General features: G+C 30.4%; 12 protein-coding genes. 10 read left to right on the forward strand and 2 right to left on the reverse strand.

The features are described from left to right. Positions 1-6 precede the first annotated feature (6 nt). The gene (locus WNY78_RS01905) at positions 7-1,011 is read right to left on the reverse strand and encodes a transglutaminase domain-containing protein (RefSeq protein WP_342871483.1); all 1,005 of its coding nucleotides are present in this window, start codon (positions 1,009-1,011) and stop codon (positions 7-9) included. Positions 1,012-1,039: 28 nt separating this feature from the next. Continuing rightward, complete coding sequence (locus WNY78_RS01910) at positions 1,040-1,456, reverse strand: carboxypeptidase-like regulatory domain-containing protein (protein ID WP_342871484.1); 417 nt, start codon at positions 1,454-1,456, stop codon at positions 1,040-1,042. A 553-nt stretch (positions 1,457-2,009) separates the two neighbouring features. Here WNY78_RS01910 and WNY78_RS01915 point away from each other — a divergent pair. The 10 genes from WNY78_RS01915 to WNY78_RS01960 all read left to right on the forward strand — a co-directional run bounded on the left by WNY78_RS01915 (position 2,010) and on the right by WNY78_RS01960 (position 12,871). Beyond that, positions 2,010-3,422 (forward strand): arginine decarboxylase, encoded by a 1,413-nt coding sequence (locus WNY78_RS01915; RefSeq protein WP_342871485.1) that lies wholly within the window; start codon positions 2,010-2,012, stop codon positions 3,420-3,422. A 68-nt stretch (positions 3,423-3,490) separates the two neighbouring features. Further along, entirely contained in the window at positions 3,491-4,435 is a 945-nt protein-coding gene (speB, locus tag WNY78_RS01920; RefSeq protein ID WP_342871486.1) for an agmatinase, read from the forward strand. Continuing rightward, positions 4,425-5,402, forward strand: coding sequence for a deoxyhypusine synthase family protein (locus tag WNY78_RS01925; RefSeq protein WP_342871487.1), 978 nt, complete (start codon positions 4,425-4,427; stop codon positions 5,400-5,402). Before speB ends, WNY78_RS01925 begins: the two co-directional genes overlap by 11 nt. Continuing rightward, the gene (locus WNY78_RS01930; protein WP_342871488.1) at positions 5,402-6,931 is read left to right on the forward strand and encodes a bifunctional GNAT family N-acetyltransferase/carbon-nitrogen hydrolase family protein; all 1,530 of its coding nucleotides are present in this window, start codon (positions 5,402-5,404) and stop codon (positions 6,929-6,931) included. The genes WNY78_RS01925 and WNY78_RS01930 overlap by 1 nt, the downstream gene beginning before the upstream one ends. 46 nt (positions 6,932-6,977) lie before the next feature. Continuing rightward, on the forward strand, positions 6,978-7,310 hold the full coding sequence (locus WNY78_RS01935) for a hypothetical protein (protein ID WP_342871489.1): 333 nt from the start codon (positions 6,978-6,980) through the stop codon (positions 7,308-7,310). 205 nt (positions 7,311-7,515) lie between these two features. Further along, positions 7,516-7,860, forward strand: a complete 345-nt coding sequence (locus WNY78_RS01940) for a hypothetical protein (protein ID WP_342871490.1) — start codon at positions 7,516-7,518, stop codon at positions 7,858-7,860. Between the two features lie 185 nt (positions 7,861-8,045). Beyond that, positions 8,046-10,379: a hypothetical protein gene (locus WNY78_RS01945; RefSeq protein ID WP_342871491.1), complete on the forward strand. Its 2,334-nt coding sequence runs from the start codon at positions 8,046-8,048 to the stop codon at positions 10,377-10,379. A 2-nt stretch (positions 10,380-10,381) separates the two neighbouring features. After that, positions 10,382-11,080, forward strand: a complete 699-nt coding sequence (locus WNY78_RS01950) for a hypothetical protein (protein WP_342871492.1) — start codon at positions 10,382-10,384, stop codon at positions 11,078-11,080. A 9-nt stretch (positions 11,081-11,089) separates the two neighbouring features. Continuing rightward, entirely contained in the window at positions 11,090-12,361 is a 1,272-nt protein-coding gene (locus WNY78_RS01955) for a cation:proton antiporter (protein ID WP_342871493.1), read from the forward strand. 6 nt (positions 12,362-12,367) lie between these two features. Next, a complete protein-coding gene (locus tag WNY78_RS01960) occupies positions 12,368-12,871 on the forward strand; it encodes a hypothetical protein (RefSeq protein WP_342871494.1) in 504 nt (167 codons plus the stop codon). Positions 12,872-12,959 lie beyond the last annotated feature (88 nt).

The following is a 12,959-nucleotide window of genomic DNA, read 5'->3' on the forward strand; positions in this document are numbered from 1 at the left end:
TTGTGGCTATCCTTTTACTTTAAAGGTATAGGTAGAAATCAAATCATCTCCAATATAGAGATGCACATCATAAAACCCATTAGACTCAAATTGATGTTCTAAAATAAGAGAATGTTCTTCAATGTTTACAGAATTTGGAGCTGTTTTTTTATTCGTATAACCATTGTCTATTAAAAAACGAACACTTTCTACATCAATATTATTTTGGAGTTGATATTTAAATTTTATTATTTCATTTTTATGTAATGAATGATGCATAAGTTTTGGTGTATCATGTGCTTTCAAGTTAGTATATGCTTTACCATAAAGGATTGGTGCAGCGAGAAACTCATCAAAAGTATGGGTTTCGTTTTCTAAAAGTGTCCATTTTTGGTCCTGCGGAAAGTGATTAATAATAAACAATTCAGGATGAGATAAAAAGTACCCATCGTTATAATCAAATCTAAAAATATTGGTGTCAGGTTCTGGAATTCCACTTGCCCAAGTTGGATCACAGAGATACCATTTTTCATTCAGTTTTATGGCATTCCAAGAGTGGTTTGGTGGATCAAGTTTGTCAATATTAGTCATACTCGTCCTTCCATATCCATGAACAATCTCACAATCTAAATTAGCTAATTTGGCAAGTTCTTGTACAATATAAGCGTAGCCAGTACAAATGGTTTTTTCCTGTTTTAAAAGTTTTCTAAATACATCCTTTTTAAATCGATCATTCCAAGCTTTGAGCTTGATACTATCATTTTGAAACTTACTTCTTTTACGCTTATTTTTTAGATAAAGAGTGTAATCATTTGCAATATTATGGCAAACCCATAAGTAGATTGCTCTAAAACGTTCAACATCAGTATCTAAGTTTGATGTGAGATTATAAACAAGTTTAGGCATGTTATCTAGCCCTTCATTTTTGCACATCGATGCATTTAAATCTGCTTTTGAAAAATTAATATGATCAAAATCAGATATTTGAGCATGAGATTGAAATGCAACCATGAAGAGCAATAGATATCTCATTTTTTGTAATGATAAGTAAATTGAACTCTTAATTTGAGCGCTTAGATTTAAATGGTTTTTCACTACTTGGCGCTCCCATCATTTCAATAAGATCAGATGACATTAACAAATTAATGTAGGTTGTTTTTGCATCAATTTTTATGTCTTGTTTTTCATAACCTAAGTAACTAAATACTAATACATCACCAGAACTTAATGACTTCGGAAATGTGAATTCTCCATTTTTATCTGTAATAACTCCAATCTTACTGCCTTTAAGTACAACGTTAACACCTAGCAATGGTCCTTTTTCATCAGTCACTTTTCCTTTAACGGTTAATTCCTGATCTGCAACAGCCGCTGTAGTAACATCTTTATTTTGCGCATAAATTGTACTAGAAAATAATGCAGTGAACATCATAATACCAAATAGCATTGTGATTTTTTTAATGGTTTGTGTTTTCATAATTATATGTGTTTTGTTTACATCAAATTTAGGTATTCACTAATGATTTCACTAGCTAGAATGAGTTAACAACGCTACTGACTTAGTGAAAACCCCTTTTAAATGAGGGAATTATAAAATTAAAGATTAAAAAATAAATAGACTCAAAATTATAGTTAAAAAAAAACTCAAAAAAGTTTTGTGTGTCAAAAAATAAATTACATTTGCATCGCTTTTTGAGAATAAGTATTCTCAAGAGCAAAGCACATAGCTGAACAAATTGAACAATGTTTATACGTTTGGGTTTTTGAACATCAGGAAGTCATATTCAAAAGCAGCTTATAGATTAAGTAACCAAATTTTAGAGCTAACTTCCGCTTACTACATTTTTATGAGCCAACATTTGTTTGGATTCATTCCTACGACTCATCCTCAATTGCAGGTTTGATTATTCCTTTATTTTAGTTTTTTTGATGTCAAAGTGATTTTATGTCATTATCTTGATATTAATTTTTTGATGGCTTAACACTATGTTATTCTTCATCATTTACATTTAACTTTTTTAAATATTACAATGAATACTAAATATATAGACTTGGTAAATCAAACTTTTGATTTTCCTCAAGATGAATTTAAACTCGAAAACAAAACATTAGAGTTTCATGATATCAACCTTATGAAGTTGGTTGAAGAATATGGAACACCTCTAAAATTTACCTATTTACCTCAAATTTCTAACAACATCAATCGTGCAAAAAAATGGTTTGCAGATGCTATTAAAAAGAATAATTATAAAGGTGAATACAACTATTGTTACTGTACAAAAAGCTCGCATTTTAAACATGTTTTAGATGAAGCTTTGACTAATGAGATTCATATTGAAACGTCTTCAGCTTTTGATATAGATATCGTTGAGCGTTTAAAAGCTGAAGGTAAGATTACAGATAACACGTTTGTAATTAGCAACGGATTTAAACGTGCGCAATACGTAACAAATATAGCGAGACTTATTAATAATGGTCACAAGAATGCGATACCTATTATTGATAATTATGAGGAGATTGAATTGCTTTCCGAAGAAATAAAAGGAAAATTTAATGTTGGGATTAGAATAGCTTCTGAAGAAGAGCCAAAATTTGAATTTTATACATCTAGATTAGGAATTGGTTACAAGAATATTGTTCCTTTTTACAAGAACCAAATTCAGAATAATAAAAAAGTAGAACTTAAAATGCTACACTTTTTTATCAATACTGGTATTCGTGATAATGCATATTACTGGAATGAACTTAACAAATGTCTGAAGGTTTACACGAGTTTAAAAAAGATTTGTCCAACATTAAATAGTTTAAATATTGGTGGTGGATTTCCAATCAAAAACTCATTGGTTTATGACTATGATTATGAGTATATGGTTGATGAAATTGTGAATCAAATTAAGACTGTATGTGAAGATGAAGAAGTAGATGTTCCAAATATTTTTACAGAGTTTGGAAGTTTTACAGTTGGTGAAAGTGGAGGAGCGATTTATGAAATATTATATCAAAAGCAACAAAACGATCGTGAAAAATGGAACATGATTAACTCATCTTTCATTACAACATTACCAGATACTTGGGCTATTAATAAGCGTTTTATCATGTTACCAATTAACCGTTGGTATGATAGTTACGAGCGTGTACTTTTAGGAGGATTGACATGTGATAGCGATGATTATTATAATAGTGAACAACACATGAATGCTATTTATCTTCCGAAGTATAATAAAGAGAAACCTTTATATATAGGCTTTTTTAATACTGGAGCTTATCAAGAAACTATTGGTGGATTTGGAGGTTTGCAGCATTGCTTAATTCCTTCACCAAAGCATATTTTAATACAAAAGGATGACGATGGAAACATCACAACAAAACTATTTAGTGAACAACAAAAAAGTGAAGACTTACTCAAAATTTTAGGTTACAATGACACGAGTGATCTCAAGTAATTTAATCAAACGATCAATTTATATTATCACGAACTGCATTTTACATTTAAAATCAAATAAAATCCAAAATGAACAATAAAACTTACGCAGGAATAGAAGAGCAATTTTCTAAATTAGACAGTTCTAAAATTGTACTAATTCCAGTGCCTTACGATGGCACAAGTACATGGCAAAAAGGATCAGATAAAGGTCCTGAGGCATTTTTAAATGCTTCAGAAAACATGGAGTTATATGACATCGAAACTGAAACAGAAGTGTACAAACAAGGTGTATATCTTGCTGATGCAATTACTGAAAATTCATCACCAGAAAAAATGGTAGATGAAGTTCATCAAACTACAAAAAAGTTTATCAAACGCAATAAGTTTGTAACGACTTTTGGTGGTGAACATTCTATTTCAATTGGAACAATCAGAGCATTTAACGAATGTTTTGATGATCTCACTGTTTTGCAAATTGATGCACATGCAGATTTGCGTAAAGAATATCATGGAAGTACTTGTAATCACGCTTGTGCAGTTTATGAAGCAAGTCAAACTACTAATTTAATTCAAGTTGGAATTCGTAGTATGGATGTCATGGAAACGACTGTAATGGACAAAGAAAAAACATATTTTGCTCATGAAATGGCAGAAGATGACGCTTGGATGGATTCTGCTATAGATCAAATGACAGATAATGTATACATCACCTTTGATTTAGATGCTTTTGATCCTTCAATTATGCCATCAACAGGAACTCCAGAACCTGGAGGATTACTTTGGTATGAGACTATCGAGTTTTTACGTCAAGTATTTGAAGAGAAAAATGTAGTAGGTTTTGATATTGTTGAATTATGTCCAAACTCAAAAGAAAAATCGTCTGATTTTCTTGCTGCAAAGTTATATTATAAAATGTTAACTTATAAGTTTTTAAACGAAGACGCAGACGACGATTTCGATAATACTATTAATAAATCTAAAGGAAACACGAATAAGGTTTCAAAATTTAACGATAACGAAGATGACAACTAATAAAGGAGAGATTTCAAAATTTATAGAAAAGTATTATCTACATTTTAATGCAGCAGCTTTGGTTGATGCAGCAAAAGGGTATGAGGAGCAATTAAATTCTGGTGCTAAAATGTTAGTGTCTCTTGCAGGTGCTATGAGTACTGCGGAATTAGGCAAGATTTTTGCAGAAATGATTCGTCAGGATAAAGTTCAAATCATCTCTTGTACAGGAGCAAATTTAGAAGAAGATATCATGAATTTAGTGGCACATTCACATTATAAGCGTGTGCCAAATTATCGTGATTTGACACCTCAAGATGAATGGGATTTGTTAGAAAAAGGACTAAATCGTGTGACAGATACTTGTATTCCTGAGGAAGAAGCTTTTAGAAGAATTCAAGAACATATCGTAAAAATATGGATGGATGCTGAAGCTAAAGGCGAACGTTACCTTCCGCATGAATATATGTATAAACTTTTGCTTTCAGGAGTTTTAGAAGAGCACTATGAAATCGATTTAAAAGACTCATGGATGTATGCTGCTGCCGAAAAAAACCTACCTATTGTTTGTCCAGGTTGGGAAGACAGTACGATGGGTAACATTTTTGCAAGCTACGTGCTTAAAGGAGAATTGAAAGCGAGCACCATGAAATCTGGTATTGAATACATGACGTTTTTGGCAGATTGGTATACAGCAAATTCTGAAAAAGGAATTGGTTTCTTCCAAATTGGAGGAGGAATTGCTGGTGATTTTCCAATCTGTGTTGTACCAATGTTATATCAAGATATGGAACGTACAGACACACCATTTTGGAGCTATTTTTGCCAAATAAGTGATTCTACAACAAGTTATGGTTCGTATTCTGGAGCTGTGCCTAATGAAAAAATTACATGGGGAAAACTAGATATTAATACACCAAAATTTATAATTGAAAGTGATGCAACAATAGTTGCGCCTTTAATTTTTGCTTATCTACTTGATATGTAATGGAAGATCATAAAATTGAAAATATAGAATTAAAATATCTAACGGTTGATGATTTTGAGGAATTAAAATCAGCAACCTTAGAGTCTTATGGAGGTGTTTTAGATTCGTATTGGAAAAAACATCACATAGAACGTTTAACTACGATGTTTCCAGAGGGACAAGTCGTCATTAAAATTGATGGTAATATTGCAGGTTGTGCCTTATCTCTCATTGTGGATTATGATAAAATTGATGATCATCACACTTACGCAGATATTATTACAGGAGATTCATTTAAAAATCATGATCCTGATGGTGATGTTCTCTACGGAATTGATGTTTTTATTAAACCTGAATATAGAGGACTTCGTTTAGGAAGACGTTTGTACGATTACAGAAAAGAAGTTTGTGAAAACCTAAACTTAAAAGGTATCGTTTTTGGAGGAAGAATGCCAAATTACCATAAACATAAAGGTCTTACACCTAAAGAGTATATTGAAAAAGTGAAACGTAAAGAGATTCATGATCCCGTTTTAAATTTTCAAATATCCAATGACTTTCATCCTGTGAGAGTTTTAAAAGGATACCTAGAAGGTGATACTGCATCTAATGAATATGCTGTTTTAATGGAATGGGATAATATTTATTATACCAAAAAGAGCAGAAAAGCGAGTACTGTAAAAACCATTGTGAGATTAGGATTGATCCAATGGCAAATGCGTACATACAATAGCTTAGAAGAACTCATGCAGCAAGTTGAATATTTTGTAGATAGTGTTGCTGCTTATAGATCAGATTTTGCATTGTTTCCAGAGTTTTTTAATGCACCATTAATGGCAAAGTATAATCATATGCATGAGCCAGATGCAATTAGAGAATTAGCTAAATACACTAAGATTATTGTTGAAAAAATGCAACAATTATCAATCTCATATAATATCAATATTATTACTGGAAGTATGCCAGAAATTATTGATGACAAGTTATTTAATGTAGGTTATTTATGTCGTAGAGATGGTAGTTTAGAGCGTTATGAGAAAATCCACGTCACTCCAGATGAAGCAAAAATTTGGGGAATGCAGAGAGGACATAAGCTACAAACGTTTGAGACTGATGCTGGGAAAATAGGAATCTTAATTTGTTATGATTCAGAATTTCCTGAGTTGTCTAGACTCTTAGCAGATGAAGGTATGGATATTTTATTTATTCCTTTTTTAACAGATACTCAAAATGGATATTCTAGAGTGCGTTTATGTGCACAAGCAAGAGCTATAGAAAATGAATGTTATGTTGCTATTGCAGGTAGCGTCGGAAATTTGCCAAATGTCAATAATATGGATATTCAATATGCACAGTCTGCTGTATTCACACCTTGTGATTTTTCTTTTCCTAGTAATGGTATAAAAGCAGAAGCAACTACAAATACAGAAATGATATTGGTTGCAGATGTGGATATAAGTTTGTTACGAGAATTACACTCGTTTGGAGCTGTCAAAAATTTGAAAGATCGAAGAAAAGATGTTTACGATGTTATTCGTGTAGAAAAATAAATAGTATATTTAGGCTCAATTAGCTCCAATTATTATATTTAAAATAATGAAACGTAACGATCAAAATTTAAAACGTGTAATTGTTGACTTTAAAAAGTTAACACCAGAAATCTTAGCCCTATTAGTGCAGAAGTATCCTGATGGATATGATGACGATAATGTCATCTCATTTAGAAACGCTAAGAATGAAACTGTAGAAGCAGTAGAAGTCATAACAGAAGACACTAAGTATTTAGTCAAGGTGAGTACTAAACTCGAAATGACAATGGAAAATTATGACGAAGATGATTATGAAGATTTTGATGATGATGATCCAGATGCGGTTACAGATCCTAATTTAGAACCTGGAGAAGAGGATCCGGATTTTGATGAGGAGTAATCAAAACTACATTTAATTCTTCTGTAAATAATTCAATTTAAAATTTATTTTTTCAAAACTTATTTGATCTAAATACCTGTATAATACGTATATATAATATTCCACGTGTAATTCATAAGATGAAATTACTAAAAGCGCTCTCGGACTTGTAGTGGCTAATTTCCGAAGAAAATAAATTAATTTTCAACGCTTAAATTTTATTATAATGAAAACAAAATCAGTTTTAATTACAGGTTTATTGAGTGTATTTTTATTTGTGCTAACGGCTGCAAATACACTACAAGACACAATAACTTTTGAAGGTGTTTATGATGGCCATGAAGACTATGGTTACAATTTTATTGAAACAAGTGAAGATGGAGATGAATTTACAATGACACTTCAACGTATTGATGAATCATTATTGAAATCTTTTGATTTGAATACAGACAAATTAATAGGTTCAAAATTTTCTGTCACTTACACTACTGAAATTGAGACAGAAAAAGATGAAGATGGCTACGAAGATGAAGTAGAAGTTTATACAATTGTAGCCCTCAAAAAACTATAATTATATTATCAAATTATGTTGAAGCCAGCTCATTTGAGCTGGCTTTTTTATGTGTTCATCTACTTTAAGTTAACGTATTGTAAAAATAAAACTTACAGTAATGGTTTGCTTAGTTTTTACAAATTAGTGGCTAAATACAGATAATAATTATTACCTTTTAAGGATATTTATTAATAAATAATAATGTGTTAGAAGAACCAAAAATAGATACGTTAATTAGTTTTGAAAAGTACTGCAAGTCCTATACAGAATCTGTTTCTAATCTTGAAAACAGACATGCTTTAAAAGTATTAATTTCGAAAGAATTTAATGCACTTGTAAGTGAATTTGTGATTTTAGGAGATCACATTGGTGAAAATCATTTAGCACCTGTTGATGCATATATAATACATTATGAATTATCTCCACAATTTAAAGATCTCACAATTTTACATCGTGATGTGTTTCTAGAATTAGTTAAAGGAGATGTTTATGAAGCTGATAAACAGGTTTCTAATGAAAACTTGGAAAGTCATTTTTTAAGTTCAAAGACACTTATAACAAATGCGTTGGAGAGTTTTATTACTGCATTACAGAAAGCACAATCTCAAAATGGTGAAGACGAAAACTTTCAAAAGAAAATATCCAAAATAACGTCACTTCAAAAAGATCCTTGGGATATTTATAAAACACAATTTCAAACGATTCAAGATCAATTAAAAATGCTTGAGAGTCGTAATAAAGCATTACTTGATACTGTAACCTCATTTAATAAATTAAAAAGTGTTGTTGAAGATGTCAATAAAAAACATGATGTTTTTCAGGAGAAAATATTTGAGAGCATAAATTTTTTAGCAATTAAGGCAAAAGAAAGTGAGACTTTTAAAGAGTTTTTAGTTCATGTTGAAGATCGTTTAGATAATCAAAAGTTTAGTTTAGAGAATAATCATGAAACGTTTTCTGAAGCGATTAACAATCAAATTATAAATCTCAAAAAAATTGAAGTACCTATAAAGACACAAGAAGGCTTGATAATGATGAGGGAAATTGATTTTAATAAACGCACCAATAAATGGTTTGATTATCAAATACTTCCAGGTTTTATGGACTTAGAAGGGCTGGAGACTAATTTATTAAGTCTTTATAATATTAACCTTCTTAATCTTAAAAATACGATTCAACTTACAAAAAGTAATGAGTCTAATGATCACTTTGATAATGTTGTAACGTCGTTGTTACATTTGCAAGACAATGTTGAAGACGTGAAGTTAAAAGCAAAAGCTATAGCTAAAAAAATGCAAGATGAAGTCAACACGCAGCTTTTAGTGTCTAATGTTTTTAAGAATATACCATTTATAGAAGTGCCTCTCAATTCGTCATTAACGATTGAAGGGAATACAATACTTAAAACGGTAAAAGAGAAATGGAATAAAGGTTTGTCATTTTTTAATTCTCGATATGAGAAATCAAAAAGTTATGAATCGCTATCCAATTTAGAAGTGTCTACGCAATGTATTGCACATCGTATGTATAAAGATGATAGCCAGCATTATGATACATTATTCTTAAATAAAAATTTTATTGGTGATCTGTTTTTAGTTTCAAGACAAAGTCAAGAAGAAAAGTTAGAGACTATTGTAAATCAATGGCAAAGTGGTTTCAATAAATCTGTTTTAGTAGTTGGTGATCGCCTTTCAGGACGCAGTACGTTTTTAAATTATAGTTCTAAAAAACGTTTTGGAAAACATACTGTGATTTTAAAACCAAATAGTACAGCAACAATTGACGGAAGAAAGTTTACGATGACTTATGACCTAAAGGAAGCATTACAATACGTAAAAAACAATAATATAGAAAGTACAAAGCCAGCTTTAATCATTGATGATATTGAGCTGTGGAGAGATAAAGAGCACAGTTTATTGAGTAACATACGTTCGCTGATACATTTTATTGAAACAGAGTCAGACGATGTTTTTGTCATGATTTCTACATCTATTATGATGCGTGAGCATTTGGATCAGCGTTTAAATTTCTCTAATGCGTTTAGTCATATATTAGATTTAAATCAAGCAGATAAAAATGAAATCTCACAGGCTATTTTATTACGACATGGTGCAGCTCATCGAGAATTAGTAGATGAGAAATTAGAGCCTATTACACCTCAAAAAGTAATGCTTTTAGCTGCTAAAATGGCTAAACAAAAGCATTTTAATTTTGGTGACAGTTTACAATCTTGGACGTATAACACTTTTGTTCAAGAAAATGAAAAAGTAGTGTTTAAAGAGTCTTATTTAGAATTTGCCGATTTTTTTACAAACCCAGAACTCATCATTTTAAAACAAGCTTTAATCTTTAGAAATATTACTGAATTTGGCTTAAAGCGTGTGACTTCAAATGCGTTTGATGTGGATTATAAATCTGCAATTAGACGTTTGGTAAATGTAAAAATATTGCTACGAGATTTAGATGGTACTTTGTTTATAAATCCAGTTGTAGTAAATAGTGTAAGTCGTATAATCAACAAAGAGCATTCAAATTAATTATGTTAGAAACATCTATTTCTTGGTTAGAGTTTTTTAAAATCATTGGTATACTCATCATTCTATACTTAATTATTAGTTTTTTTAAAAAAGTAATACCGCAGATTTTTAATAGAAAATCTGTAGTGGATAAAATCACGAATATTGTCAATCGTGTTCTAGAAATTTATAAACCAATTGCTATTTTAATAATCTTATTAAGTTTTGTAACCATAAATTATAAAGTACATGGTATTTTATTTTTACTACTTATTGTTGTGGCTTTTAACTATATTAAAAGTTATGTCAATGGTGTTCTATTTAAAATTAACCCATTAGTATCTTTAGGGTCTAATATTTCTACAGGTGAATTTAATGGACAAATAAGCAAGTTTTTACATTTCGGATTTATCTTAAACGAAATAGAAGGCGACCGTTTTGTAAACTACACCTATATTGATAAAAACGGATTTAGCGTTAGCCAGCATGATGAAAACGCAATGAGGAAAACACTATATATACAAGATTCCGAAGAAATCACAACTATTTTAGATTTACTTTTTGATAACCCTTTAGTAGATTTTTCACAAAAACCTACCTTAAAAAAATTACCAGTTAGTAATCAATTACAACTCAATTTAACTTTAGAAAAAGGTGCCAAAATTGAAGCTCTAATTTCTTATTTAGAGCACTATAATTTTAATGCTAGCCAAATAAAATAAATAATAAACATGGAAATTTTATCATCATATAATCTCATAATAGAAGTGTCAGTAATTATCATACTGTCTTTTGTGTTTAACGGTATTTCAAAAAAAACCAATATTCCATCTGTATTAATGCTCATTGTTTTGGGTGTGGGATTGCAATATGCACTTAATTATTTTTCTGAAGGTAAAATCAATTTTTTCCCAATTTTAGAGGTTTTAGGAATTGTAGGATTGATAATGATCGTGCTAGAAGCTGCATTAGAATTAGAGTTAAAGCGAGAGAAATTAGTGCCAATTTTAAAATCTATGGCAATAGCTTTGATTGGTTTAATCGCTTCTGCTTGGGTCGCTGCAATTATATTGTATGAATTAATCCCAGAAATGACTATGCAATCTGCATGGTTATATGCCACACCTTTATCAATTTTATCGAGTGCTATTATTATACCAAGTGTGAGTGCTTTAAATGATAAAAAGAAAGAGTTTCATATTTACGAAAGTACGTTCTCCGATATTATGGGAATTATGATGTTCTATTTTTTAATAGGAAAATTAAACCCTTCAGAAGATTCTGGAGTTATTGGTTTTACAGGAAATATATTATTAACTATCGTTATTTCATTAGTTGCGAGTTATGCTATAATTTTAATTTTTCAGAAAATAAAAAGTCAGGCTAAACTCTTTTTGTTAATTGCAGTATTACTTTTACTGTATGCTTTAGGGAAGAAAATGCACTTATCGTCTTTAATCATAATTCTAATTTTTGGTTTGGTCATTGCAAACATGAAAGTGTTTTTTGCAGGAAAACTTAGCAAGTTTTTAGAATTTAAAAAGGCTCATCAAATCTATCATGAGTTACACATTATCACTTTAGAAACTGCATTTGTAGTACGTACATTTTTCTTTGTAATATTTGGTTTAACCATTGCTGTAGGGTCATTGTTTAACGTAGATGTAGCATTAATTAGCACATTAATTATACTGTCTATTTACGCTATTCGTTTTGTGATTTTACGTCTTTTTATTGGTACAGATATTTTACCACAATTGTTTATTGCACCTAGAGGATTAATTACAGTGCTATTATTTTACGCCATTCCCAAAGAGGCAGAAATAGCGAGTTTTGAACCTGGAATTTTGCTTTTTGTGATTATAGGTACTAGTCTAATTATGACAGGAGCCATGATTTATGATAAAAAGCGAAATGCGAAATCTACAGATATTGCTAATTCCAAAAAAGTAGGTACAACAAAGTGGAAAGCACCTTCTATTGATGATATTGCTGAATTGTAATCAATTATGAAAAAGTCAAAGTTTGAAATAAATAAAGAAAAATTACTAGGCCTATTTGAAGAATTAGATGAATCCTCAATCATTGTAATAAAAGGACATTTATTGGTAGAAGAAAGTCTGAATAACATAATTGAGAATTTTGTTCATCATTCTGGAATTATTCAAAAAGCAAGACTTTCTTTCTCACAAAAGATTCTTATTGCTAAATCCATGTCATTAACTGAACAGAACCACTCTATATGGAATGTAATAAATAAACTAAATACTCTGAGAAATGATTTTGCTCATAGACTAACCTCTGAAACAAGACAACATAAAATCGATGATTTAATTAAACTACTCAAAATAGAAGTCGAATCTTTAGACGATGAAAAACTAGATTTATCTGATCAAAATACTGCTTTAAATTATGTGATAAGTCTATGCATAGGTTTTCTATCAAGTTTTGAAGAAGAAGTTGACCGTTTTAGAAGTATGATAAATCATTTAGATAAAACTATGAACAAGTAATGATAGTTTGCAGCAATATTTATAACCAATTTCTTAGTTTGTGTGGGCTCAGAAAATCCTGCGGATTTTCCTGTAATTCGTTTTCTTT

It is taken from the genome of Psychroserpens sp. AS72 (assembly GCF_038900375.1).
GTDB lineage: Bacteria > Bacteroidota > Bacteroidia > Flavobacteriales > Flavobacteriaceae > Psychroserpens.